Source organism: Tateyamaria sp. (genome assembly GCF_039940735.1).
In the GTDB taxonomy this organism is placed as follows: Bacteria; Pseudomonadota; Alphaproteobacteria; order Rhodobacterales; family Rhodobacteraceae; genus Tateyamaria.
In genome coordinates this window covers 45,303-72,023 of sequence record NZ_JBDVGB010000001.1, presented here as the reverse complement: position 1 = coordinate 72,023, position 26,721 = coordinate 45,303, and the positions used below count along the sequence as shown (strand labels likewise).

Sequence of the window (26,721 nt, the reverse complement as noted above, 5' to 3'; positions counted from 1 at the left end):
CAGCCCTTAGCCGCGATAATTTGCGCCGCTATCGTCTCATCATCCGCAGGCGCAGACCGCAGTGCGTTGATGACTGTTAGCTTTAACTCATTGCGCCCGAATAGCTGCTTGTACTTCCCACGAGGCGCTATGCCCTTGGGGCCGTCCTCGTAGCCACACAGCACCAGTGTGCGGTCTATCGCGTCTAGGTCAGCCTTAAGTGCATCCGCTGCTTTTAGCGCGACCTTGTGCTGGCCTGCTATCTCACCGCGTTTTTTGATCAGTCCGAATATCGTGTGTTCCATACGAGGAATCTAGCTGATATTGTTGGGTAAATCTTGGTGCGTTTGATACATAAGGCCGTTTATTTTCTGGTAGCAGTCATTAACCATGAAGCCATGAAGGACGACTTCGTCCGCCTCTTACCAGCTCAAACACGGTGCAACGAACGTCCGCATCACCAAAAAATTTAATCAAATCAACTGCTTCCAATAGTCAGCCTTCGTGTGGCGTCCGGTGAAAGTCGGAGTCTGAGGAAATTTCAACATTTTGATAAATAAACATACTTTTGGAAACATCCATTTAGAAACGAAGTTTCGTCCGGGTAAGACAGGACACTGAGAGGCAAGCAGGCAAAGAAAAAGCGGCTCGAGGCGGCATGTTTTGGCTAGTTTATTGGTTAAGTTTTGATCGAGTAAATCGGGTCGATAATATATCGGCAAACCGGCACCTTCTTTCTCTGGCAAGATACCTACTTCATCGACCTTTGACCGTAGCTCCTTTTCTTCGATGTCCAAATGACGCGTAGCGGTCGCAACAGTTTGATAGGTTTTTAGGAAGCGCGTGAGCACTGTTTTTCTAACAGATTTCTTGGACCGATAACCATGGCGCGCAGGCGCGGGGAAGTACGGTAGAAGATGAAGTTCACGAAGTGCCCGCAACTCGTCGAAGTTCCGTCCAAGAAGTTGGCTCAGCGCACGTGGGGCAATCTGGTCATCAGTATGCGTGGAGCGTAATCTTTGCCAAGGCGAGATAACGGCAGAGTTTTTCGCAGGCGATATTGTGGCGTTTCTTAGCGTGTCGTGTGATCTTGGAAGGACACCCGCGACAAGACACAAAACCACGCCCGCAAAGTAATGGTCATTGCTGTTGGTCTCGTCGTTGCGTTGTTTCTGTTCTTAGGAGGTCACCTTTTAGGAGCAGGACTGCGCAACACACGTTGGTTGCTGGTCGCATTTTGTGGGATTGCCGCATTGTACATGTATGGGGCAAGACAGCTTGAACAGGACATCCAAGACGTTGGTTTAGTTGCTGGTAGATCGCCAGACTGCCCTGCAAACCAAGTACAAGTGTTGATCGTCAATGGACGCACCGCTGATATCGTTGAATACGCGTTTGTGCTGCGTGGGTTTCGCCCAAATTATTCCGAACATGTGGCGTATGACAGCCATAGGACAGACCGGATCATTCCAGCTGGAGGGAACTTGGGGCTCAGGTCATCCTCTACATATCGCATCGTTTGCTCCAGCACATAGAACAGTTTGGATTGGTTCAGCAGGGGATTGTCGTCGGTAGTTTGGTCCAGTTTGATCATGGTGTTTTGTGGATGCTGACGTAGACAAACGCAACCTTATGGCATATATTGCCAACAGCAAAAGGGGCGGAAGATGGCCACTAAAAACGTCGTACTCACGGATCATCAAGAGACCGTTGTCGCTGGGTTGGTTGCTTCAGGTCGATACCAGAATGCAAGTGAGGTCATGCGTGCTGGATTGCGTTTACTTGAACGTGAAGAGGCAGAGGTAACAGAGTTGTCCGCTCGTTTGGCGAATGGAGTGACCCAGGCTTTTAATGGTGATCTGGCTGAGGGCAGCGGCGCTGACGCTATCCGCCGCGCTTTTGCAAAGGCGAAGACTAATTGAAGTCACTTCGCCTTACAAAGCAGGCTGAAGAGCATCTGACAGAAATTGCGGTTTGGACATTCGAAACTTTTGGCCCGCGCCAAGCTGATGCCTACGAAGAAGACCTTATTGCGCGCTGTGAACAAATCGCCAAAGGATCAGCATCGCACCAAAGCTGCGCGATTTTGGTTGATAGCATTAAAGCGAACCTGCGTTTCACTCGTGCAGGACAGCACTTCGTTGTGTTCCTGGAAAATGAGGATGAGATCATCATTGTGGATTTCTTGCATTCCAAGAGTGATCTACCCGCAAAGATCGCCTACCTAGAAAGCCGGTCATCGTGACAAGCATAAACTTGATTAAATCAAGTTTTCACAACAGGTCCACCGCGCTGCGTTTCTGTTCATCCGTCACATCGATATAGCGTTGGGTTGTCGTCAGTTGTTTGTGACCCGCCAGTTCCATGATCACTTTGGGCGAAACGCCAGCATGTGCCATCTGTGTGATGAACCAACGACGCCCAATGTGTGAGGACGCGTCCTCAATTCCAGCTGCAACCAACACACGCTTAAAGGCCTGGACCACACTGTTGGGGCTGAAGTGCGCACCTTTTTGGGATTGGATCACTGGGCGCTCTGGCTTCTTCCATCGGTTCAGCTGCGCCCAGTAGGTTGCCAGTTCCTTCTGCAGCTTGGCATTCAAATGCACCTGGCGCGCTTCCTTGGCCTTGGTGTTCTCAGCCTTGAGGTAAAACATCGCTTTGGGCTTGAGGTCCTTATCCAGCACATCGGTCCATTTGAGCGAAGCAATCTCGCCCACACGCATCCCAGCATAATGTGAGAGCATCAGCATCAATCTGTTACGTTTGCCGTTCTGCATTGTGACGCAAATCGCCACCACGCGTTTTAGTTCCACAGAAGATAGCACTTTGGCTTGTTTCACCGGTTCTCCGACAAGCGATTGAAACATAACGCTTTCTTGCTGGAGATCTGATTTTGTTATGTTGCCACCTGATGGGGAGAGCGATCGTTTTCTGATTGCCAAGGAAACGAAGTTGGTAAGGCACAGGCGCGGAAACTTTGTATTTTGTTATGATCTTGGAATTCGCCCGTTCTGGTCACGGTTCACGAAACCGGCCGTTCAGGCACAGCGCGGAGAATTTACCGAATGAGCCCTTTCTGACCAATGCTGCGAGCTATCCCGATGGCTGCTTTGGTCAGAAATGGTGTGATTGCCAATGGTAAAGGGTCTTGGATCATTCGATAGAAAACACATTTTCCTTAAGGCCTGACGTGTCAACATCGAGTGCGAACAAGCCGCCTGCTAACGGTTCTATGCCTGCTTTTTCTGCACCTGCTGTGGTAATGAACAATGTCTTTAGGTTCGGCCCACCAAACGTACAGGTTGTCACATTTTCGACAGGCAAATCGATAATGCGGTCAACTTCACCGGTCGGTGCTATGCGCACTATACAACGGCCTCCATAGCGGCAATTCCAAAGGTATCCCTCTGAATCCATGGCTGATCCATCAGGCAAACCACGTTCAAATCCAGCGAAAAAGGGCTTTCCAGCTCCAATGTCCCCTGTGGCAGGGGAGCGCGGATAGGCGCTAATTTCGTTCTTCAGTGTGTCGCCAAAATAGAACGTTTCTCCATCAGGTGCCCAGCACACTGTGTTTGGAATCCCGATGCCGGTTTCAATCGCCTCTAATTTTGTTCCCGCACGATACCGATAAAGGGTCCCTTTGCCGTCTTGCGCAGGCAACGCCTCCCCCTGAGGTCCGACGTTATTGCCCATGGAGCCGATCCAGAATGCACCCGACGGATCGCTGCGCCCGTCATTGAAACGCAGCTCTGGCCAATCAAGAAGCATTCCATTGGCCAAATCCTCGCGGGCTTCGGTGTCGGGGTTGAACAAAATCAGACACGATCCCAATGCAATCAACAACCAACCGTCCCGATCCGTCAGCGATATGGCCGTCACAGGTTCGTCAAAAGGTATCGTTTTAAGTGCACCCGTCTCTGGATCAAGCATATTTAGCAAAAAGCGATTGATATCGCACCAATACAGCAAACCTCGTGTTGCGTCCCACGTGGCGGCCTCGCCGCAGACATCATTGGTTTGTGCGATACACTTTGGTCTCATGTTTGGTTTTCTTTCGCGCGGGGATGACCGAGAGAGTTTTCGATATAGTTAAGCCCGTGATCGAGATGCTGATCCATCAGATACATATAGGCTAGCCGGTCGCGCTTTTGCAGCGCTTGCAGGATGCCGGTATGGGCCTCGTAGGTGCTGTCTAGGCCATCCGTCTCTTTGCCCGTTTCCATCAAGCGCCCAATCATTGGGCGCATCGATTTATAGACCGTGACCAGAGTGCGATTGCCCGTGGTTTCCAGCAACGTGCAATGGAAATTAAAATCGGTTTCTGCAGCCTCTTCCACGGTGTCGGACTGGCGCAACTTTTCATTGATTACTGCCAATTGCGCAAAGATGTCATCGTCAAGATTCTCAAACAGCCGATCGACCGAATTGACTTCGATCAACCGGCGGAAATTCTGGATGTCGAGGAACGTCTCGCGGGATAGGCCGATCTGGAATGAAAAGACGTCAAAAATCGCATCCATGTGCCGATCGACCAGAACGGCACCAACTTTGGGGCGGACATCGATAACACCATAGGCTTTCAAAATTCGGATCGCCTCGCGCACGGTATTGCGGGCGGCTGCGAACCGCGTGCCAAGGTCCCGTTCCGACGGAAGGCTATCCCCAACAGCGAGCTGATTCTCGTAGATATACTGTCTGATTTGCTGCACGAGCACGTCGACGGCGCCGCCGTCCTTGTCTTTATGCGCTATTGTTTCGCTCATAATCAAACTCAATCTTGTTGGACCAGATGCAGGAAAATATGATATTTTTCTCCAAAAAGTCGGTGCAAATGATTAATAACACAGATCTGGCCCAACAAAATAGTTGATTTCGATGCTGCATTTGGCACAGGTTACCGCAAGAGGGGGAGAAGCGCATGATTGAAACGTGGCGATGGTTTGGACCGGACGATTCCGTAAGTTTGGCGCATGTCCGTCAAGCGGGTGCTGCGGGCATCGTGACCGCGTTGCACCATATGCCGCCCGGTGAAGTCTGGACGCGCGAAGAGATCGTCTTGCGCCGCGATATGATCGCTGCGGCAGGTTTGGAATGGTCTGTTGTTGAGAGCATTCCCGTTCATCCAACCATCAAGCTGGGCACGCAAGAAGCCCCCAAATACATCGCCAGATGGATCGAGACGATGCAAAATTTGGCTGCTGAGGGCTTGGACGTAATTTGTTATAATTTCATGCCGGTCGTGGACTGGACGCGCACGGATCTACGTTATCCAGCCCCGAATGGTGGTTTGGCACTGCGGTTTGATCCTGTGGAATTTGCGGCCTATGATCTTTTCATTCTTGCGCGCGCAGGTGCCAAGGCAGATTACGATCCGCAAACGATTGCTGCGGCCGCTGCGTGTTTCGCTGGGATGGACAGTGACGATTGCATCCGGCTGGAAACGACGATCATTGCAGGGCTACCTGGCTCTGAGTTGAACCACGGACGCGAGGACATTCGCGCAGCCATTGCCGAATATGACCAGATTGACCCCGCCGCCTTGCGTGCAAACCTGATCACCTTTCTGAAAGCGGTGACGCCCGCAGCCGAGGCTTGCGGCGCGCGCATTTGCCTGCATCCTGACGATCCACCTTATTCGATCTTCGGCCTGCCGCGGGTCGTGTCTACGCAAGCTGATTATGCAGCTTTGTTTGATGCGGTTCCGGCTGTGGCCAATGGGATTACGCTATGCGCGGGATCACTGGGCTCGCGTGCGGATAATGACGTTCTAAAGATTGCCCAAAACTTTGCGGATCGCATCCATTTTGCCCATCTGCGCAATGTAACCCTGCAAGACGGAGGGGCCTTTTTCGAGGATGACCATTTGGAAGGGGGCGTGGATATGGTCGCATTGACACAGATCTTGATGAGGGAAGAGGCGCGGCGTCGTGCTGATGGCCGCGATGACGCGACGATCCCGATGCGCCCTGATCACGGGCATCTGCTGATTGATGACATCACCAAGGATACAAATCCCGGTTATTCGGCCATTGGGCGGCTCAAGGGGTTGGCGGAGTTGCGCGGGATCGCGCGCGCCATTACCGCATTGGAGAATCCGTGATGCAGATAGATTTTTCCGGCAAATTCTTTGCAGTGACGGGGACCAGCGGCATCGGGTTGGAAGCTGCACTATACCTTGCGCGCTCCGGTGCACGGGTGTTTCTCGCTGGTATCGACTCTGCAAGGAACGCCGAAGCGTCAGCAATGGCTAAGGCGGAAAGCCTGTCTGTCACCGTATCCAAAGTGGACGTGTCGAACACCAGTTCGGTCACGGCTTGGGCGGAGGAGATCGCAGGCCAAACCGACAGCTTGCACGGCTTGGTCAATGCTGCGGCAATCCAGACCTATGGAACGGTTGCCACGACCACGCCAGTAGAATGGGATCATACAATCGCTGTCAATTTGCGGTCCTGCTATCTGACTTCGCACTTACTTTATCAACTTTTACGCGCGGCCAATGGGGCTGCAATCGTACATGTGTCATCGGTTCAGGGACACGCCAATCAGAATGCCGTTCTGGCGTATGCAACCACAAAGGGCGCGATCCATGCGTTGACCCGTGCCATGGCTGTCGATTGCGCGGCTGACAAGATCCGTGTGAATTCCGTCAGCCCCGGATCGGTTCGCACGCCGTTGTTGGAATTCTCGGCACGTGAATTGGCCAAAGACGGCAAATCGATGGAAGACATGATTGTCGAATTCGGTAAATCCAATCCCTTGGGTCGCGTCGGCACGACCGATGAGACAAGCGCGATGATCGCATACCTGTGTTCAGCTGCCGCCGGTTTTGTGACCGGGGCTGACATGAAAATTGACGGAGGGCTGACGGCACAGCTGGGAGTTTGATGCGCCAACGTGCGCAGCGAAGGAATTAACAAAAGGGCATATCGCCCAAATTGGGAGGAGACCAATATGAGAAATCTTAAACGTCGCAACTTTTTGAAAGCCACCGCGTTGGCGGTGTCGACGACATTCGCGGTACCCGTCTTTGCGCAAGACGCACCGGTGATCGCCAGCGTTGTGTTTCAAGGTGACCAGTTTATGCAGTTCCTGCAACAAGGTGTACGCGAAACGGCCGAGGCTGCTGGTGCTGAAGTTCTGGAAACAAATATCGACGGCGATCAGGCCCGCGAAATTGAAGCGATTGATACCTACATTGCCCGTGGCGTCGATGCGATTGTCATCGCACCGCTATCCGCCGACAATTCTGCGGCAGCTTTGAAACGTGCCCGTGACGCAGGGATCGTGGTTGTCGCCTTGAACGGCGGGCTAAGCGATGCCAGCATTCCAAACGCAACATTTTCGACCGCGAACCGTGATCTGGGCGCATCCACTGGTGGAGCAGCCGCAGAATTTGTTGCGGCCAACCTCGATGGGTCCGCCAATGTCGCCATTTTGGCGTTCTCATCACTGTTGCCAGAGCAAAGCGGTGATCGCACAGGTGGTTTTAAAGATGCCGTCGCTGAAGGTAATGACGTGACCATCGTGACCGAACAGGATGCCTGGCAGCCAGAGGACGCGGTGACCGTTGCGACCGACATCTTGACTGCGAACCCTGAAGTCAACGTCATCTACGCGGCCAATGAAGGCGGCACAGTTGGTGCCATGCAAGCCGTGCGCAATGCGGGCAAAGCCGGCGAAGTCGTTGTTTTCGGCATCGATGGATCCGAGCAATTGGCACGCGGACTTTTGGCGGGTGACAATATCCTACAAGCGACCACCGCACAGGCGCCGATCCAAATGGGATCAATGGGTGCACAGGCTGCTTTGACCGCAATTGAAGGTGGGGCCGTACCGTCCGAGACGACTGTCCCGGCTTTGCTGTTGTCACGCAACAACCCGGACGCTGTGACGGAATTCGTCGAAAGCATCCAATAAAAAAAGACGGCATCGCCACTTAGGCGGTGCCACCTCATTAAAGGGCGGTCCTCACGTGTCTGATCTAGAGCTGATTAATCTGACAAAGCACTACGGCGACGTCAAAGCGCTCGATCAGTTTAGTCATGTGTTTGCTTCTGGACAGGTGCATGCGCTGATCGGCAAGAACGGGTCGGGCAAAAGCACCTTTATCAAGATGATGTCCGGTGCGATTTCGCCGACTGTAGGCGAAATCCGCATTGATGGTACTCCCGTTGACGCAACCAGTGCCGATCCCAATCAAGCTTTTGCACGCGGATTGGCAACCGTTTATCAGGAACTTAGCCTTGCACAGGGGCTAAGCGTTGGAGAGAATATTTTCTTGGGACGCCTGCCCAAGACCCGTATCGGTCTGGTCGACTGGCCTGCGGTCTATCGCAACGCGCAAGCGCTGCTGGATAAGATTGGAGCCGCCGGGATTGATCCCAAATCCCTCGTTGAGACACTTTCGATCGGACAACAACAGATGGTCGAAATCGTCAAAGCGATGAGCTTTGACCCGAAGATCTTGCAGTTGGACGAACCGACGTCAGCCCTGGCGCAGGCCGAGGTCAATCAACTGTTTGAGATGGTGCATCGCCTAAAGGCGCTGGGTGTCACCATCATTTATATCACCCACCGCCTGTCGGAATTGCCGCAGATTGCTGATACCGTCACCGCGATCCGAGACGGGGTTTTCGTGGACAGCGTACCGATTGTACAAGCCACGCCACAGGTCATACTCGACATGATGTTCGGGGAAATGGAGCCCTTGGAACGCCCCACTCATCCCATCGCCAAAGATACGCCGGCGCTGTCAGTGAAAGGGTTGGCTTGCGCGCCCTATTTCGATGATGTCTCGTTTGATCTTTATCCGGGAGAGGTGCTGGGAATCGCAGGCATGCTGGGTGCCGGACGGACCGAGCTTTTTCATTGTATTTACGGCGCACGCTCACCGGATGCTGGCACCATAGCGATCGCAGGCCAAACGGTGCACAAGCCGTCGATTCCTAAAATGAAGGCACTCGGGGTCGGCTATACTTCAGAGGATCGCAAACATTCAGGCCTTGTGCAGCTTTTGTCGAGCCATGCCAATTTGTGTCTTGCAGGACAGGATAAGATCGCGCCCAAGGGGTGGACATCACTGACCCACGAACGCCCCTTTGCCGCGGCCCAAATATCTGACCTTCAGATTAAGACGGGCGATCCGATGTTGCCAGTGTCGTCCTTGTCTGGTGGCAATCAGCAAAAGATCGTCGTCGGAAATTGGATGAACAATGATCCAAAAATCCTACTCTTTGACGAACCTGCACGTGGCGTTGATGTGCAAGCCAAACGGCAAATCTACCAGATCATCTGGGAAAAGGCGCGGTCTGGCCTGAGTTCTATCGTGGCTTCTACGGAACTCGAGGATCTCACCGAATGCTGCGACCGCATTTTGGTCCTGCGCGATGGACGGATCATGGCCGAATTCCTCAACGAGGGGCTGGACGCTAAAGACCTTTATACCGCCTGTATGACCGACAGCCCACTGCCCAAGAAAGAAGCCATATGACACACGAGAAACTAATGACCATGCTGCGTGAGCGTTCCATGGTTTTGATTCTGATTGCCTTTTATATTCTCGTGGCGAACACGGCGAACGGGTTCTTCACCATCAACAATCAATTGAATGTGCTGCGCAATATTGCGGTGCCGGGTATGATCGCCTTTGGCATGGCGCTTGTGATCATCTCGGGTGAGATTGACCTGAGTGTGGGCTCTATGGTGGCGGTATCGGCCTGTATTACAGCTTGGGTCGTGGATTTTGCCTCGGGTGGTGCGTTTGAACCTGCGGTTTGGACAGTGGTTTTGGGCGTCTTCGCTGCGGTGTGCTTTGCAGCCTCAATTGGGTTCGTGAACGGGCAGCTTCGACAACGGGTCGGAGTGCCCACGTTTATAACATCACTGGCGATGATGGCGACACTGGCAGGCCTGGCAAACCTGATCACCGGAGGGGTGCCGATTGCGAGCTTCCCGTCTTGGTACTATGTTATCGGGTCGGGGCGGCTTCTTGGTGTACCTGTGCCCGTTTATTTGCTGGCTGCTGCTTTTGCGATCACCTTTACGATTTCTAACTACACAACTCTCGGTCGGTCGATCTATGCGGTGGGCGGCAATATAGAAGCCGCGCGCCTATCGGGCATCAACGTCTGGCGGACCAAAACGATCTGCCTCATGATGACCAGCGTTTTCGCTGCCATGGGCGGGATCATCTATTCCTCACTTGTTGGCGCAGGCAATCCCACGATTGCACGCGGGATGGAGCTTGAGGTGATTTCTGCCGTGATTATCGGCGGCATCAGCCTGTTTGGTGGCAAAGGGTCGATCTGGGGCGCGTTCATCGGCGTGCTGTTTCTGGGGGTGTTGTTGAATGCCATGACCCTTTGGGGGTTCAGTCCCTACACCCAACAAGTGATCAGCGGAGGATTGATCCTGGGGGCGGTGTTCATCAACTTCTTCGTTGACCGTAAATCGTGAACGACAACTGCACCCTGCGGTGGGATTGCGGCTCTGCAAAGGTGATGGCGATGGGGGCTTTGCTGACGGACGTCATCTTTGAACTACCAGATCGACGTCTGGTCAGCCCGCTACACAAAGCGCCTTGGTTGGGCAAGGATCTACCACCCGATACGCCCCCTCTGCTCGCGCACTTGCAGGGCGAGTGGCCCTGCGTGCCGTTTGGCGCACCGCCCAATGCGCCACTAGACGGTGCATGGAGAGGTTTGCAGCCAAAGCCCGTACGCTGGCCTCATGGCTACGGTGCAAATCATCCTTGGATTTTGGCTCAAGACAGCCCAAACATGGTCACCGCACGGATTGATTATCCCAACAATAGCCCAATTGCGTCGCTCAGTCGGCAGGTGCGCGGTCGGCCGGGGGAGGCGGCTTTGGACATCACGCTTGAGATAAGGGTCAGATGCGCGACACAAGTACCTGTTGGACTGCATCCCGTCTTTAGACTGCCCGAAGCTGTGGGCGCCGCACGCCTGATACTGGGCCGCCACGGCAAAATCTGGAGCTACCCATCCGATAGCGGCGGTGTTTCGGCCTTTGAATACCGCGAACCGGTCGCAACATTCGAAGACTTGGCCAACGGTGCATTTGATCCGCTTAACCTGCCGTATCGAGCGGCGTCTGAGACGCTTCTTTTATTGGCGGACACTGAAGGGCAAGTGAGCTTGCAGAACAACGCCGAAAATTATCGTGCGACGCTCACCTGGGATGCAGAAGCCTTGCCCTCGCTCATGCTTTGGATCAGCAATATGGGCCGTCAATCCACCCCCTGGCAGGGTCAACATCTTGCCTTGGGCCTTGAGCCTGTTTGCGCGCCCTTTGATCTCGGTCAAGCAATGATCGGCCCCGAGACACCTCTTGCAAAGGCCGGTACAAAAACAGCCGTTTCTATTCATCCTGACACGCCTTGGCGTACGCATTACGCCATAGGAGTTGAGCCGTGCGCGGTGCCGTTCGCTTGAAGATCGGTTCGGAGATGATGCTGAACCTATCAAGGAGAGATTTGCCCAAGACAGGCGGCGCAAGGCGGAACGCACGATGCCTCCCGCCACTGAGCCGGACAATTGCGCAACTACAGCGAGGGTTGTTTCGGGTTTTTTCACAGGCCCGCGGTAACCTCGTCTCTTGATGCGCTAAACGCAGTTTTATGTTTTCAGAATACTCCACCTCATGCGTGCCAATTTGTTTGTCAACGCGACGGTTAATTTGTTGCGGTGCATCCGCTCCGGCGCCTTTGTTAGCCAATCGCCAAAACTGAAGTCCAACCATCGATTGGGTCGCATGAGCATGACTTTGGTTGCTTGAACAAAGAGCATCCGCAGATATCTGCTGCACCGTTTCGAGATGCGACCAGGCACCGTTCATCAAAATTGTCCTTCGTCATGCTACTTCTCCTAATTGCAATCATAGGCAAAGCCTAATCTGTTGGATGAAGCAGCCGGTAAATCCCATTTTTTGCCGTTCGCTGGGGTTGCCAACGGTTCTGAGGACATTCTTGCAACTGAAGGTCAGTTGCGTGGGACAAAGCCGACGTAGGAAGGTCTTTCAAGCTAATTGGCTAAGGAAGGGAGACCTGCGTGTCGAGCAAAATTCGTTTCGCCCTGTGTCTAGCAAAGGCACGAATTCCCTTTACTACCCATCATAGTCTGCGTTTACTTGCCCAATATTTTGAAACCAAGCGTGCTGTGTTTGAGCATTTGATGTCGATAACTATTCATTCAAAGACCTGTATCACCCGCAGGCCCGACGAAAAGACAGCACGTCAAAAGTGTATTTGATGAGGCCAAGGCGATGACAAAAAAGACTTCTCAGGATCTAAAGGCAGAAGCCGCCGAACTAACTGGCTTAATCACCAGTATGCGCAAGAAAGAACACAACTTTGCGCTCGCGATCGGCAAAGAAGGTGGCGTCGTTCTGGCTGCAGACCCCAAAAAAGGCACCAGCGTTATGTGGCGTCAGGTCAAGGCCAATGGCGGCACCACCAAAGGGTGCATGGGGGTCGCTTCGGTCAAAGGCAAGCTGATCCAGTTTCGTCCTGAAGGTGGTGAGGAGCCACCCAAAGCACTGCTTTTAAATACTAAAAAACACCTCAAGACTTTGGGTCTTGCCTTCAAGGTCGTCTTTATTCTGCCGGACGGCGCCGTGGTCGGCGAGGATAGTGACGATGATACCGGCACTCCGGCGCCCGAGAGAACGGGTTCCGGAGACGACGCGCCAGCGATGGCCCAAGACGGCGATAACCACGACGAAGCACGTGTCGAGGCGCTCAAGCAACAAATCAAAAACCTATCTCCCGAGATTACTGCGTTGAAAGAAGCGGGGCATCCCGCCGCAGGAAAACTGGTCTCTGGTCTTAAATCGGCAATTGCCGCGCTCGAGTCCGGGCAGATTGATGCAGCCGAAATTGTAATCGCCAAAATCGCGCCAGTGCTTGATAAAATTGAAGATGCCGCAAATCAGACAACCAACGACACCGCACAAGATAACGACGCAGAAAAGCGCGGCGCATTGGAAACTGCGTTTGGATCGATTGCGCAAGACCTGGACAAGTTAAAGGGCGAGGGGGCTGACAAGGTCGCGCAAAAGGCAGGGCAGATGGCAACAATGTTCTGGCAAGCGCTGGACGCAGGTGATTGGACGAAAGCAGCCGATATTTCCGACGCAGCAAAAACCTTTGCCGATAAAGAGTTCGCGGTGCTCGCGGCCTTTCCGGCCCCTGATGTCGATCCTGCTAACGAACCGTCGCGTACAGCGGAACTCCTCGAGTTGGACGCAGATATACCGGAACAGGCTGAAAAGCTTATGAAAGAAGACCTAACTGTGCGCGAGCCGCATGAGGTCTTTGACCCGGATGACATGGTTGAACTGTCCAAAAAGGAATTTGAATACGCGGGCAGCGCCACTTTACGTGAGCTCATGCCCAAGATCGAAGCGGGTCTTAACGCGAATGAACGCGATACGGTGATTGCTCAGTTGGCGGACATCGTCGGGGCGAACAAGGATCGGCTTGATAGCGATTATGATCGCTACCGGGTGCTGCTCGAACAACAAAAGGCCTTTGGTAAGAAAAAAGACAAAGGCAGAGTACCTCCTCTGGAAGACGATACCTTTCCTGATTTCCGCGCATCCCAAGAACAGCTTCTGTTTGGCGCCGTCCTTGGCGAAGTCTTTGGCATTCACGAAGTGTTTGCTGCTTTGTTGAGCCCCACGGGCGGCATGGTCGGGCCGGGCAACAATTTCATTGAGGCTGGAAAGAAGGAGCGTGATCCTAACGCGCCTGAAGACGCACCTGATGAGTTCTATATTGAAACCGATGCGATGCACCTTACGGACCGACACCCAATCGGCTTGCACGGAATTTTCCATGACGCTGCAGGCTATTTGACCTCATACCACGACGATGGGCCGGGTTATAATTACCTCGAAAGCGATGACGAGTTTCTGGACACTGGAAACCCGCTATGCGGTCAGGTCAGCGGCATCGAGTTCTGGGTCAAGCAGATCCAAGAGGAAGATGCGCAAGCTGCTGACGAATTTGCACAGGCTGTGGCGCAGCGGGCTGATGAACAAGTACTGCTGATGGAAAAGCAACTTGAAGACGCACGTGACAAGACAGCCGATGCAATTGACGACTGTCTGACTGACTACGAAGCGTTGAAAAAGAAGGCCGGCGAGTGGACGAGTTGGCTGCCGCCCGGCGCAACCGCCTCGGCTGAATTGTTAACTGATACCGCGGTTTACGGGGCGGCGGGCGCTGCAGAGTTGGGTGTCGATGCGACAACTCGGGTTGCTGAGGCGGGCGCGCATGTGAGCGCGGCAAAAGTTAAGATCGACGCGGAACTGGACGAGTACGGGACAGAGCTTGAAGGAACCGCCAAGGATATTGGCTTTGCGGCACTTGGCGGTGTGATTGATACGGGCGAAGTTTTGGCGGGCAGTGCAAAAGACGCAGTTGGGGCGGTGGCTGCTGGTGCTGCTGGTGTTGTCGGTGCCGTCAGCGAGGCGGGTGATGATATTGGTAACATTGCCGCCAATGCCGGGGCTGAGCTCTCGGACACCGTGGCCCGCACTTCAAAGCGACTTGATGCCGCGAGTGGTGTATTGGACACAGCAGATGCTTTGGCGGGTGCGGTGGGCGATGTGACTTCGACTGTCACCAAAGCAACTCTTGGAACGGCTATGGAAGTTGGGGAAGCTGTGGCAGATATGGGGGCGAGCGTTCTTGATACTGGCGCCGATTTAGTCAAAGAAACCGCCGACGTTACCATGGGGCTGGCTCAAACGGTGGTCAAAACGTCTGGAAAGTTGGCCGATATCGCTTTGGATGCGGGTGGGGATGCTTTCGAGGCGGTCGTTGATATTGGCGATGCCGTCGGCGATGCCCTCGGCGGGGTCGCAGACGCCGCTGGCGGATTGGTTGATGACATAATAGACAATCCGCTGACCGAGGCAGTCGCAGACAAGCTGAGCAGCTGGGCCAGTAGTTTTGGGTGGTAAACAGACATGAGCGGACAAGATCTTCACCCCTCAGAACTGGCCTATGCGTTCTCGTGGTCGAAATCAGAGGCTCTTATTGGCTGGGGCAGCGGCCCCTTTCGCGCCAAAAGTGACGCGCCCGACGCCTTATCGGAATGGTACCAGCAAGGGGCCGAGCGGTTGAAGCAAAGCGGTCATCTTCTGTTAGAAGAAGACGGAAGCTTCGCCTTTGAAGAAGCGTTCACAGCGGGCATTCTTACGCTAGTAGATCCGACGGTTGTGCTGTGCGCTGAGCGCAAGGATGGCGAGGCAGTCCGTCGTATGACTGTCCACATGGCGAAGGATCGCATCATCGGTTTGATGCTTCGCCAAGACGGTTTTTTTGATGTGACCCGCTATGCGGATTTGACCGCCGCAACGGCCGCTTGTGCGGCATTTCTGGGCGCAAGTATCGAAAAGGCGCAAAGTGATGCGAGGATCGATACGCCAATTCGTTTCCTAGATTTGCTACAAGACTATACCCGAACCGGCAAAGCGCGAACTGCGGCGCGCGCCTTGATTAAGGTCGGGATGTCGACCGACGATGCCGCCTCTGCGGCACGTGCGTTGGCAGAGCCAATCGCATCAGGGATGTTGAGCGTGTTTTATTGCTCAGGCAATACGGCCCAAGACGTTGAAGTGTACAACATTCGGACAAACTCTAAAAATGAAAGCTGGGCACTTTTCCCACCTGCGAGCTTAGCAGCCCCGGTTACTTTGGAAGCGTCATCCGTGTCTGCACTTGCCGCTCGGGTGAGCGTTGCAATCATTGCGCGCATGGCACTTGCTAAGTCGTCAGCATGATCGCATGGCGCCTGTGCTTGGTTCTTTTTACTGCGTTTTGAAGTGACCGTTGCACTTCATACACCATTGAAGATGCAACACGGCCTGTAGCTGATATCCAAGACTTTGGTTTGGTCGCTGGTAGATCACCAGATTGCCCTGCAAACCAAATGCAAGTGTTGATCGTCAATGGACGTACCGCTGATATCGTTGAGTAACCGAGCTGATCCAAGAGCATTTGGGCGAAACTATTGCATCCGATGGCTATGCGGACTTTCCTACCTTTCGCGGCGACTGCGCCAATGACTGCTTTGCCTATCTGATTTCCTAGAATTAAAAAGTGCAAAATTTCTGCGACGGAATTGATCGTCGACCACGTGTAATACGAAGTACTCTGACAAAGGACCTCGTTATGAAGACTATTCTCACCGCGTTGCCCCTGTTGACGACATTAGCACTTCCTCTCTCGGCCGAGACACTTTCCGCTGATGTTTGGGCCGACAACTGGTTCGAGATGCGCATAGACGGAGTGCAAGTCGCCGAAGATAGCGTGCCGATCACCACTGAGCGGTCTTTTAACGCAGAAAGCTTCGCCTTTGAGGCCGAGCGCCCGTTTGTGATCGGTTTGGTCGCTAAGGATTTCAAAGAGAATGACACGGGATTGGAATATATCGGGGCGCGTAATCAGCAGATGGGGGATGGTGGTGTGATCTTACAGATCATGGATGAATCCGGCGAATTAGTGGCAGTGAGCAACGATGACTGGCAGTGCCTTGTAACGCATTCCGCACCGCTGGATAAATCTTGCGAAAGTTTATCCAAACCTGTAGCGGGCGAAGCGGCCTGTGCATTTGATGCATCTGAGGAACCTGATGGATGGGATTTGGCAAGTTTTGACGCCTCTGATTGGCTCCAAGCAGATATTTACACCGCGAGCGAGGTGGGGCCTAAGGACGGCTATGATGAAGTCATTTGGGTGGATAGCGCCGAACTGATTTGGGGCCCTGATCTTGAGCAAAGCAATACGATTCTGTGTCGCCTGACTGTCGAATAGTTCTTTATAAAAGAGTACCTGAATATGGCTTTTCCAAAACCTATCACCATCACCGCCTTAACGGCGATTTGTTTTCCAACACTTGCACTCGCTCACGAGGATCATTGCGCGGCGGTTGCGGCCTCGGTCGCGGATGCGGGATTTGATGGCGAGGTTGTTGTGACTTGTGACGACGACCATGCAATCCTGACGTCAGACACCTATCCCGATCACGACATGATGACTGGCATCGTCGGCTCTAATGAGCAGGTACCCGTCCCCGCTGAGTATGGCGCGCCGATCATTCTTGCTCCGACCTTAAGCGGCAGCCCCCTGACGCGTGATGCGGCCTTGGGCGTCGCGGTTAACGGCGTGCCGATTTACGACTACACCGGCGGTGGCGAAATGACTCAAGACGAACTTGCCCGCCATCAAGCGCAGCACGACACCATCATCACCCAACAACTTGATGTTTGTGGTGGCCATGCCGGACGCGGCGACGATTACCACTACCACACCACACCGGTTTGTATGATTGAACAGATGGCCAATGCGGGCGATGCTGCGATCATTGGTTGGGCCTTTGACGGGTTCCCGATTTATGGCGATGCAAACCCCGACGGGTCCGCGATTGCCGACGGAACGTTAGACGTGTGTAACGGTCAAGCCGACGACACCTTTGGTTACCGATATCATACGTCACCTGACGCGCCCTACATTGTGCAATGCTTGATGGGCGAAGTGCCTCACTTTGATGCGCTGCCACGTGTGCGCCCTCTATCTGCCGTAACAGGCGGTGGAGCTGCACCGGGTCGCCCTCCGCGCGGAGGTGTAGACGATCTTGTGTTCACGCAAAACGACGATGGTACGCGTAGCATGGATTACACCTACGAGGGAGAGGTTTACTTTATCCGTTACGTTCCGGCGAGCACGGATGGATGCTATACCTTCACGACCCAAACAGTCACCAATAACGCTGAACTGATGTCAGGCGAGTTTTGCCGGTGAACCGGTTTTGGGCCATATGCGCCACTGCATCGGCCTGCGCGTCACTGGCAACCGCTAGCGCTGCGCAGGATGTGTTCACCTTATCGAGTCCTGAAATTGTGAATGGGGGCACGTTGCCGGCTGCGCTGACATGCACACGCGATGGAGGCTATGGTGTATCACCGCCGCTGACGTGGTCCGGCGTTCCCGACGGAACTGAGAGCTTTGCCGTTATAATGCACCATTATCCAAGAGGTGCTGTGGCCGGGCGTGATGCTCCGAGCCAATATTGGCTGCTGTGGAACATCCCCGCTGATACCCGCGAACTTGAGCGCGCCAACCCGACGTCCATTGGGGATGAAGGCGCGGACAAAGACGAGCGGCACACGGGATATACGCCCCCATGTTCACCATCAGGTTCCGCACACGAATATACAATCACGGTTTTTGCGTTGGATGCACCCCTCAGTCGTCTGCCGCAATACGATGATACTTCCGTCGATTGGAAAGTCTTGACTGCGGCTTTGGCTGACAAAGTGATTGCAAGCGCTCACATCAGCTTTGAAAATTAGAACGCCATTCGCCTAAGGTATGCGTAAAATCCATAGCGAAAAATGCTATTCGCCGCAGTACAGAAAAACTGTAGTATGAGCTCGAACCGGACCTTCATCACAAACCAGTCGCTCTCTACATCACATAGCATTAACTGATCCGGGAATGTCATGCCGCCGATAACATTCTAAGGGATGCATTCCACTTATAACGTAGGAACAATTTAACGGTGTCCCAGACATCATTTTCCCGCAAAATACTTGGGATCAAAAGTCGGCTGAGAACCCAGACCGACTGATGCTGCATTCTAAGCGAACGGCAGCTTTTCGGTCAGTCCGGGCCTCCCGGCTTTAGAAAACTCAGGTGGTCCCGCTTTAGTTGGCCTGCATTCCCTTACTTTAATTTGCGCCAGATACTCATCTCTGCAACGCTGTGTTGGAATTTCCGTGCCGTTTCGCGGATCACAAAGGGGATGTCCTGCGGATCACCAACCAATTCGAATTCCGGTGCCAGGTTGTCTGCCAAGCCTTCCAGTGTTGTATAGCTTTCACCTGTTTGAGCCTTGTAACCACCAAGCCAATTTTCCTTTGGCGTAAAATCTTCCATCCAAGTGTATGGTGAGGTGATAACCAACAACCCGCCCTTGCGAATGCGCCCCTTAATCGAGTCTAAGAAATCTGTCGGTTTATACAGTCGATCAATCAGGTTTCCGGCGAACACCAGATCATAATCGGTGTATTTGTCTGTGAGGTTGCAGGCGTCACCTTGCATAAACGAGATGTTGTCTTTGATGTCCTCATAGCCGTCAAAATCGGCCAGCTTGACCTCTTTGAAGTCAACCAGATCACCTTGGGTTTTGATGACATAACGTTGCGAGCCGGTTGTTTGCAGGGTCGACGGGGCCTCAACAAAGCGAGCCGAGAAATCTACCGCATCGACGTGATCAAACGCCTTCGCCAATTCAAAGGAAGACCGTCCGGTGGCACAGCCTAAGTCCAAGGCACGTTCTGTCGTCATGCCCTTTGTGTGGGGCATCAAAGCCTCGATACAGGCCACGGGGAAGTTCTTCACACCGTAGTGCTCTTCTCCGTAGTGGAACTCGATGTACTGCGAGATTTGTTCGTCGGTCTCATAGATATTCATAACTGGGTTCTCGACTTCTTCGCCTTCGATGTATCGCAGGCCTGAGTATTGGAAAAAATGACGACGGAATGCATAGCGGGAGTCTTTGATGGAATAGTTGCCAGTGGATATCCAGCACCCGCCCTTAAAGACGTTATGTTTGCCGTCGAATGTGGGGGACGAAAAATCGTCATAGATCGGATGGACGTTGTACCCTTCTAACCCATCGATCGGGGTCTCTGTCCATTGCCAGACGTTGCCAATGATATCAAAGAAACCACCTTTGAATTCGTGGCGATCAACAGGGCAAGGCGACATTTCGTATTCTAGATTGATGTTACCCGGTGCCTTGACCCAATAGGGTTGGTCGGTGTCCGTGGTGAGGTTGCGCAAGTGATACCATTCGGCCTCGGTTGGCATGCGGATGTTCTTGCCAGTTTTCGCTGACTTCCAGTTACAAAACGCTTTGGCCTCTAAATAGTTCAGATCGGCGGGCCAGTTCCATGGCATGTCGATGACTTCCAGCATCGAGCGGTATTTATAGTCAGCTCCGTCTTTCACCCAGTACACGGGATGTTCGGCTTTGGCGTATTGAACCCAATGCCAGCCTTCATCATCCCAGTTGCTGCGGGTGAGGTAACCTTCGGCTTGGACAAATTCCAAAAATTCAGCGTTCGAGACGATAAACTTAGACGCTTTGAACGGTTTGATCTTTGCCTCGGCATGGCCAAATTCGTTGTCCCAACCATAGAGAGGGTTGGACTTGTCCTTGCCATACTCAATCGCCCCGCCATTCACCTCAATCAGTTCGTTTGTGGGGGCGGTTCCGACGTCGGTGCAAATGTTGCTCCAGACATCGTGCGGTTTTACTTTATCAAGCGGCAGTTCGCGGACCAGAACTGCGGATGTTTCAAGGTGGATGCGCTCGTGTTCGATCCCCATCATGATGACCCACATCGGATCGTCGAATGTGATGGGAAGGGTGAAATCATACGTCTTAATAAAGTTGTCCACGATTTCGCGGGTCTTGTCGCGATACGCCTTAACTTTGGCTGGCGTCGGCCAATCGTAGTGCGCCTCGTTCAGGTCATCCCATGACATTTCGTCCACACCGATGGCCAATGTAGATTCCAGATGTGGATCGATCCGTTCGTTGATCAGCTTCGCCACGTTCAGCTTGTTGATGTAGAAAACTGCGGTGTGACCATAGTAGAAAATCAAAGGATGGCGCAGCATGTTGGCTCGGGCATAATACGCGTCATCATCTACCAGACACTCAAACATGCTTTCATAGAGGGAAAAGGTCTGGTGAAAATATGCAAGGATTTCCTCCCGTTTCGACTCGACGGTTCCTTCGTTCAAGGTTGGTGTTTTTGTGACAACTGATGCTGAATTTGAGAAACCGGTTTGGAGGGTACTGACGTTCATATTCCTGCTTTCGACTTTGATGGCCCTGCGCTTAGATAGCTAAGTGGGCAGGAATACGAGTTCTTCAATGTAAGATAACAGTGATTTGTACTGTGGAATTACCTGCAACCGGTCTCCGTTCGATCCGAAATGATGCCCTGCGCGATGCATATTCGTCAGCACGGAACGTACTTGGACTGGACGAGGGTAACCGGCGATACTGGTTGTTTTAGTGAGTTTACGGAGAGGGCAAATTTGGAGAGATGTTGCCTGGCATGGGCCTTCCAATGTGGAACATGCCGGGATCAGTTAATGCCATGTGATGTAGTGAGCGACTGGTTTGTGTTTGAGGTGCCCCTAGATTTGTAGAGGCTTTTCTTGGTAATTTTGGAAGCAAAGGAAGGTCCAAATGTCTGGGCAAATTCGATACTCAGACGAGTTCAAGATTGATGCTGTGGCTCAGGTCACTGAGCGCGGATATTCGGTCAAGGATGTGGCCGAGAGGCTCGGGGTTAGCACCAAGTCACTGTACACTTGGATGGCACAATTTTCGAGGCCTCAGAGGCAAACGGACCAAGAAGCCGAGGTTAGGCGCCTCAAGAAAGAATTGGCGCGTGTTACCGAGGAGCGTGACATCCTAAAAAAGGCCACCGCGTACTTCGCCAGAGATGCAAAGTGAGGTACGCGTTTATCAACGCGCATCGCCGGCAACATCCCGTCCGTGTTCTGTGCAAGATGCTGAGTGTTCACCCCAGCGGGTTCTACGCTTGGGTTAAGGAACCGTTAAGCCATCGTTCGCAAGAGGATGAACGCCAGACCGCATTGATCAAAGGTGCGTGGAAAGCCAGCGGCAAGATTTATGGGTATCGCAAAATCCATGACGACCTGATCGATATGGGGGAAGCTATTTCTGAGAACCGTGTTGCACGCCTGACCCGCCTTGCAGGCATTCAAGCGCAGATCGGCTACAAGAAGAAGTCTGGGCAATATGGCGGCAAGCCGTCTGTCGTCGTAGACAACACTCTGGATTGTCAGTTCACGGTCGATGCACCGGACAGGGCTTGGGTCACCGACATTACGTATATCAGAGCGTATGAGGGCTTTGCGTATCTCTGCGTCGTTATCGACCTGTTCTCGCGGCGTGTGGTAGGCTGGGCTGTTCAGTCTAGGCAGACCTCGGAACTCGCCGTGCAAGCACTCCTGATGGCGATCTGACGGCGCAAGCCCGGGTCAGGACTGCTGATCCACTCAGATCAAGGTGCCCAGTTTTCAAGTCGTGAGTGGGCGGCGTTCCTTCGCGAGCACAATCTGGAACATTCGATGAGCCGGCGCGGTAACTGCCATGACAACGCGGTGGCCGAGAGCTTCTTTCAGCTTCTGAAGCGTGAGAAAGTCAGGCGGCATAAGTATCGGACAAGGGATCAAGCCAGACGCAATGTGTTTGAATACATCGAGCTGTTCTATAATCCCAAACGCAAGCACACGAACAACGGCATGCTGTCGCCCGTTGACTTCGAAGACAGACAGCTCAAACTGAAAAAGGCAGGTGTCTAGGAAACTAGGGGCACCTCAGTGTTCGGTAGCGCCCGAGGCGCTTGCGTGCGAGATGAAAAACGAGGCAAACATTGGCATGGCAAAGAATGCGGCCTGTCAGATTACGGACAGCAACATTGATGAGTTTTCTGCGCTGATGATGGGTTTGCTAAAGACTTCATCCACCTAAGGGAAAGGACACCAGGTCATGAGCAAAGTACCATTATGGCAATGGAGCGCGGTTAAGATCGCATCCGCCACGAAAGATGGCAGCCTGACAGCGATCGAGGCCACCGAGGCCGCGATTGCACGGATGCAAGAGGTTAACCCAAACCTGAACGCGGTGGTCGAAAGTCTGGCCGATGCGGCACGAGCAGAAGCCGAGACGCTTGATGCCAAAGAAGGACCAAAGGGACCGCTGCATGGCGTGCCGGTGACGATCAAGATCAATGTGGATCAAAAGGGGCACGCCACATCCAATGGTGTGGCTGCTTTCAAAGATATGATCGCACATGATGATGCGCCCGTCGTGCGGAACCTCAAGGCAGCGGGTGCCATTGTGATCGGGCGCACCAACACGCCTGAATTTTCGTTCCGCGCAGACACTGACAACCCGCTTTACGGGCGGACCCATAACCCATGGGGGCGCCATGTCTCTGCCGGAGGGTCCTCTGGTGGTGCCGGGTCTGCGGTGATGGCCGGAATTGGTGCGCTGGCCCACGGCAACGACATTGGCGGATCGCTGCGGTTTCCGGCCTCTGCCAATGGGGCAGTGACAGTCAAACCCGGTCTGGGACGTGTGCCTGCCTTCAACCCGAGCCAGAAAGCCGAGCGAGGGTTGCTCGCGCAATCCATGTCAGTGCAGGGCTTAATTACACGGACGGCTGGCGATCTTCACCTTTCCATGCCTGCCTTGATTGAGGCTGACCCGCGTGATCCATTCCACGTGCCGATGCCCTGGCGCGGAGAACCGTTAAAAGACCCCATTCGTGTCGCTGTCTCTCGCGAGGATTTTGGCTTTGGGGTTCACTCGGACGTGGCGACTGCGCTCGACAAGGCGGCATCCGCGCTCTCGGATGCCGGGTATTCCGTAGAAGCGGTGGATCCGCCCCTGGCTCGCGAAACCGGAGAAGTCGGATATCGGGCGTTATTGGGTGAGGTTAATGCGTTGATTGGCCCAGATATCCATCAGTATGGCTCAACCGAACTCAACACGATCTTCGAAGAATACTACCGGCAGTTTCCGCCCTATGAGGGCACCGAGTTACTCACTATGCTGGCGCAGCGCACCCATTATGCGCGCAAGTGGTCGCTCTTTTTAGAAGACTATCCGCTGGTTTTGACACCGTTCATGCTCAAGCCGTTCTTTTCGCCCGGTCGCGATGCAGAAGGGCCGGCAGGCGTACAGGACGCACTGGGTGGTGCGCATTGGTCCTTCATTATGAACTTCTTGGGACTGCCCGCAGGCAACTTACCGACACATATTGCTGAACTGCCAGGTGGCGCTCAGCCAATCGGGGTGCAAATCGCCGGGCGCAGATGGCGAGAGGATTTGATCGTGGATGCGATGCAAGCGATTGAGGGAACAATCGCGCCTGCGTGCGAAACTCTTTGGGCCGACTTCCCCTAACGTTCAACGGGCCCAATGTTTGATGACGGCCTGTCAAATTGCGCGGGCTATATCAGTGCCTGAAACCTCAGAAACGCGTCCATGAACCACAACTCTGATCTCTTGAAGGCCCAGAGTGACTATTCGGATTTCAGTTACGGGCCCTTCGCAACCTGGGTCCGTGCAAAACGCTTCACGTACAGAAACAAGGCACTGTGCCCCGCCACCAATGCGGTCCCGTACAAGACGTTTCACACGTTGGATATGCCAAATAGAATGGGCTTTCTGGCGAAGCGCTAACTCCATGACTTATCTATCAATTCCAAGCTGCTTGATTGGTCAAAATATATTGCCGCAACGGGTGGATTTGGCCAAACATGACCGCGCACCGCCTCAGCAAGGCACAAGGCGCGCTGGATCCAAAGAAGATCAGAGCTGCGTTGGGTTCGGTGCATCGCCATAGACTTCACTTGGGTCAAAGGTCTTTTTATCTTCCAGAAATACCAGCGGTTGGCCTGCGTTTTCTGCTGTCGGCACTGCGCGGTAAAAACAGGATCGATAGCCCACGTGGCAAGATGCCCCAGACCCCGACACATCTACTTTCAACCAGATTGCATCCTGATCGTCATCGATCCGCGCTTCCATGACCTTTTGAACAAGACCCGAAGTGGCACCTTTGTGCCAAAGAACCTGACGTGCCCGGCTAAAGTAATGTGCCTCCCCCGTTTCAATCGTCAGTCGCAGCGCCTTTTCATTCATCCAGCCCAACATCAGCACTTCGCCAGTCTGCGCGTCGCTGGTGATGCAGGGCATCAAACCATCGACATCAAACTTGGGCGCAAAATCTGTACCCTCTTCGACTTGCTCCACCGAATGACGAAACTGAAATTTGACTGTGGCCATGTGTCCAACCTTGTGGAGTGTTACTTTATAACATAAATGCAATTCGCGTAAGATGCTGGAAATGTAAAGGGGGAAGAATGACCAAGGACACCACAGATGACCGCATACCTGTCACCTTGCTGACCGGCTTTTTGGGCGCAGGAAAGACGACTTTACTCAACCATCTGATCCGTGATCCCGAGGCAGGCCGGATTGCAGTCATCATGAACGAGTTTGGGGATGTGGGGCTTGATCATGATCTGATCGAAGAATCCACCGAAGAAACCATTCTCATGCAGTCTGGCTGTATATGTTGCTCTATCCGCGGCGATTTACTGGAGGCGTTGGGCAAGCTCATTGCGCGTCGGAAAAATGGCTCTTTGGCGTTTGATCGCATCGTCATCGAAACAACTGGAATAGCTGATCCTGGTCCTATTTTGCACAGCTTGGTTGTGGATCAACTTGTCGGCCCATGTTTTCGAATGGACGGCGTTGTGACGCTGGCAGATGCCGCAACGGGGGCGGGGATACTTCAACAGCAAAGTGAGGCGGTTAATCAGATTGCGATGTCGGACCTCATTATTCTGAGCAAGACGGATCTAGTTTCAACGATTGATCTTGCGCGGTTTGAAACGCAGATCGCGGGGATTAACGGTTCGGCACGACGTATTCGAGCAGACCATGGCCGTGTTCCACCCGGCGTCTTGTTTGGGTTATCAGCCATGCGTTCAACTGTGACCACTGACGAGGTTTCAAATTGGCTAGGGGTTGGCGTACTTCAACCTGACCCTTTGGTGGGGCTTTCTGGTTTCACTCCAAAACAAGTCCAACCAGTCACTTTACCCTTCATCCAAAACCAATCGCCCGCACATCACAACCACAAGATCAACTCGGCATCGATTGATGTGCAAGAACCGATCCCGGCCAATGTGTTCGACTTCTGGCTCGATACATTGATCGCGCTGAAAGGCCCCGACATCCTGCGCATGAAAGGGATCGTACATGTCGAAGGCATTGACTGGCCTTTTGTGTTTCATGGGGTTCAACACATCTTTGATGCGCCAGTTCCGCTTGAGTCTTGGACAGGTGAGGGCACGACAAGTCGGGTTGTGGTTATTGCGCGCGACATGAGTACAGAAGACCTCGCGGCCAGCCTTGAACTGCTGCGTATGCAACCCAAAGAAGTCGACGTGGCAACAGAAGGCATGATGGTCCAAACTGCAGAGATGCCGTTCTGATATATGTTACGGTTATTTAACCCTATGGGCGGCATGATGTAAGCGTATCTGCCAAAGGCAGATGCGCGTAACCCGACAGGGTCGTTTGCATGGCAAACGATCCCGAAAGGGGAAGCACAGAGCTTTCGGCAAATAAGCGTAACACGCTAGTACAAAGGCCCCCTCGTGGGGCCTTTGTCACAAGAGCACAGATGGTTTTCTGTCAAAGTCGGGTAGAACCAGACTAATATTGTGCGTTGGTATGGATGTCCGTTGTATGGGACTTTCCTGCCGGCGTTGGGATATTTGCGAGGGCTGGTTTCAGAAAGTACAGAAACACACAAGTATCCGTTGTTCGCGTGTTTGCCTGGTGATCTTAACTGGATCGGGCGCCCGCAACGTTGATGGTCAGACTTTATCAATTGGCAGACAATGGCGCTAATATCATCCGAACCACCGGCGCAATTTTCAGACTAAGTCGAAGTGAGTATAGCGAACGCCAAAGCAGTTAATCTTTTCATACCTGCGCCACGGCTTGGTAATTCCACTCTGACATTTATGTGATCTGGCCCATGCTAGACCGTCCCAAAATGGAAAACTACGGT

21 protein-coding genes and 1 pseudogene are annotated in these 26,721 nt (G+C 53.3%); 16 read left to right on the top strand and 6 right to left on the bottom strand.

Annotation, left to right across the window (positions count from 1 at the left end; all coding sequences use genetic code 11):
* Window positions 1-284, bottom strand: a 284-nt coding sequence (locus ABJF76_RS00360; protein WP_413822475.1) for a hypothetical protein, incomplete at its 3' end; no start/stop codon positions are given.
* A gap of 1,362 nt (window positions 285-1,646) precedes the next feature.
* Between ABJF76_RS00360 and ABJF76_RS00355 the strand changes: the two genes are divergently transcribed.
* Window positions 1,647-1,901 carry a type II toxin-antitoxin system ParD family antitoxin gene (locus tag ABJF76_RS00355; RefSeq protein WP_413819682.1) on the top strand — a complete coding sequence of 85 codons (255 nt, stop codon included), beginning with the start codon at window positions 1,647-1,649 and terminating at the stop codon, window positions 1,899-1,901.
* A complete protein-coding gene (locus ABJF76_RS00350) occupies window positions 1,898-2,224 on the top strand; it encodes a type II toxin-antitoxin system RelE/ParE family toxin (protein WP_413819683.1) in 327 nt (108 codons plus the stop codon). The genes ABJF76_RS00355 and ABJF76_RS00350 overlap by 4 nt, the downstream gene beginning before the upstream one ends.
* A 28-nt stretch (window positions 2,225-2,252) precedes the next feature.
* On the opposite strand, the gene ABJF76_RS00345 is transcribed toward ABJF76_RS00350, so the two are convergent.
* The 3 genes from ABJF76_RS00345 to ABJF76_RS00335 form a co-directional block, all read right to left on the bottom strand.
* A complete protein-coding gene (locus tag ABJF76_RS00345; protein WP_413819684.1) occupies window positions 2,253-2,849 on the bottom strand; it encodes a tyrosine-type recombinase/integrase in 597 nt (198 codons plus the stop codon).
* Window positions 2,850-3,135: 286 nt separating this feature from the next.
* A complete protein-coding gene (locus ABJF76_RS00340) occupies window positions 3,136-4,026 on the bottom strand; it encodes an SMP-30/gluconolactonase/LRE family protein (RefSeq protein WP_413819685.1) in 891 nt (296 codons plus the stop codon).
* On the bottom strand, window positions 4,023-4,748 hold the full coding sequence (locus tag ABJF76_RS00335; RefSeq protein WP_413819686.1) for a FadR/GntR family transcriptional regulator: 726 nt from the start codon (window positions 4,746-4,748) through the stop codon (window positions 4,023-4,025). The genes ABJF76_RS00340 and ABJF76_RS00335 overlap by 4 nt, the downstream gene beginning before the upstream one ends.
* 155 nt (window positions 4,749-4,903) lie before the next feature.
* On the opposite strand from ABJF76_RS00335, the gene uxuA reads away from it, so the two are divergent.
* The 11 genes from uxuA (at window position 4,904) to ABJF76_RS00280 (ending at window position 18,366) form a co-directional block, all read left to right on the top strand.
* Window positions 4,904-6,085: a mannonate dehydratase gene (gene uxuA, locus ABJF76_RS00330; RefSeq protein ID WP_413819687.1), complete on the top strand. Its 1,182-nt coding sequence runs from the start codon at window positions 4,904-4,906 to the stop codon at window positions 6,083-6,085.
* Window positions 6,085-6,870: an SDR family NAD(P)-dependent oxidoreductase gene (locus tag ABJF76_RS00325; RefSeq protein ID WP_413822476.1), complete on the top strand. Its 786-nt coding sequence runs from the start codon at window positions 6,085-6,087 to the stop codon at window positions 6,868-6,870. Before uxuA ends, ABJF76_RS00325 begins: the two co-directional genes overlap by 1 nt.
* 66 nt (window positions 6,871-6,936) lie before the next feature.
* Complete coding sequence (locus ABJF76_RS00320; RefSeq protein ID WP_413819688.1) at window positions 6,937-7,902, top strand: substrate-binding domain-containing protein; 966 nt, start codon at window positions 6,937-6,939, stop codon at window positions 7,900-7,902.
* Between the two features lie 55 nt (window positions 7,903-7,957).
* Complete coding sequence (locus tag ABJF76_RS00315) at window positions 7,958-9,475, top strand: sugar ABC transporter ATP-binding protein (RefSeq protein WP_413819689.1); 1,518 nt, start codon at window positions 7,958-7,960, stop codon at window positions 9,473-9,475.
* The gene (locus ABJF76_RS00310; RefSeq protein WP_413819690.1) at window positions 9,472-10,440 is read left to right on the top strand and encodes an ABC transporter permease; all 969 of its coding nucleotides are present in this window, start codon (window positions 9,472-9,474) and stop codon (window positions 10,438-10,440) included. Before ABJF76_RS00315 ends, ABJF76_RS00310 begins: the two co-directional genes overlap by 4 nt.
* Window positions 10,437-11,438 carry a hypothetical protein gene (locus tag ABJF76_RS00305; RefSeq protein ID WP_413819691.1) on the top strand — a complete coding sequence of 334 codons (1,002 nt, stop codon included), beginning with the start codon at window positions 10,437-10,439 and terminating at the stop codon, window positions 11,436-11,438. Before ABJF76_RS00310 ends, ABJF76_RS00305 begins: the two co-directional genes overlap by 4 nt.
* An 829-nt stretch (window positions 11,439-12,267) precedes the next feature.
* Complete coding sequence (locus tag ABJF76_RS00300; RefSeq protein ID WP_413819692.1) at window positions 12,268-14,973, top strand: hypothetical protein; 2,706 nt, start codon at window positions 12,268-12,270, stop codon at window positions 14,971-14,973.
* A 6-nt stretch (window positions 14,974-14,979) separates the two neighbouring features.
* Entirely contained in the window at window positions 14,980-15,795 is an 816-nt protein-coding gene (locus ABJF76_RS00295; protein ID WP_413819693.1) for a hypothetical protein, read from the top strand.
* 391 nt (window positions 15,796-16,186) lie between these two features.
* The gene (locus ABJF76_RS00290; RefSeq protein ID WP_413819694.1) at window positions 16,187-16,828 is read left to right on the top strand and encodes a PEBP family protein; all 642 of its coding nucleotides are present in this window, start codon (window positions 16,187-16,189) and stop codon (window positions 16,826-16,828) included.
* A 24-nt stretch (window positions 16,829-16,852) separates the two neighbouring features.
* Entirely contained in the window at window positions 16,853-17,815 is a 963-nt protein-coding gene (locus ABJF76_RS00285; RefSeq protein ID WP_413819695.1) for a YHYH protein, read from the top strand.
* Window positions 17,812-18,366, top strand: coding sequence for a YbhB/YbcL family Raf kinase inhibitor-like protein (locus tag ABJF76_RS00280; RefSeq protein ID WP_413819696.1), 555 nt, complete (start codon window positions 17,812-17,814; stop codon window positions 18,364-18,366). Before ABJF76_RS00285 ends, ABJF76_RS00280 begins: the two co-directional genes overlap by 4 nt.
* A 373-nt stretch (window positions 18,367-18,739) precedes the next feature.
* Here the strand turns inward: ABJF76_RS00280 and ovoA are convergent, their stop codons facing one another.
* Window positions 18,740-20,896: a 5-histidylcysteine sulfoxide synthase gene (ovoA, locus tag ABJF76_RS00275; RefSeq protein WP_413819697.1), complete on the bottom strand. Its 2,157-nt coding sequence runs from the start codon at window positions 20,894-20,896 to the stop codon at window positions 18,740-18,742.
* Between the two features lie 388 nt (window positions 20,897-21,284).
* On the opposite strand from ovoA, the pseudogene ABJF76_RS00270 reads away from it, so the two are divergent.
* Both ABJF76_RS00270 and ABJF76_RS00265 read left to right on the top strand, forming a co-directional pair.
* Window positions 21,285-22,429: pseudogene (locus ABJF76_RS00270) on the top strand (IS3 family transposase).
* Window positions 22,430-22,616: 187 nt separating this feature from the next.
* Window positions 22,617-24,038, top strand: coding sequence for an amidase (locus ABJF76_RS00265; RefSeq protein WP_413819698.1), 1,422 nt, complete (start codon window positions 22,617-22,619; stop codon window positions 24,036-24,038).
* Between the two features lie 408 nt (window positions 24,039-24,446).
* Here the strand turns inward: ABJF76_RS00265 and hisI are convergent, their stop codons facing one another.
* The gene (gene hisI / locus ABJF76_RS00260; protein WP_413819699.1) at window positions 24,447-24,920 is read right to left on the bottom strand and encodes a phosphoribosyl-AMP cyclohydrolase; all 474 of its coding nucleotides are present in this window, start codon (window positions 24,918-24,920) and stop codon (window positions 24,447-24,449) included.
* Between the two features lie 77 nt (window positions 24,921-24,997).
* On the opposite strand from hisI, the gene ABJF76_RS00255 reads away from it, so the two are divergent.
* The gene (locus tag ABJF76_RS00255; protein WP_413819700.1) at window positions 24,998-26,137 is read left to right on the top strand and encodes a CobW family GTP-binding protein; all 1,140 of its coding nucleotides are present in this window, start codon (window positions 24,998-25,000) and stop codon (window positions 26,135-26,137) included.
* Window positions 26,138-26,721 lie beyond the last annotated feature (584 nt).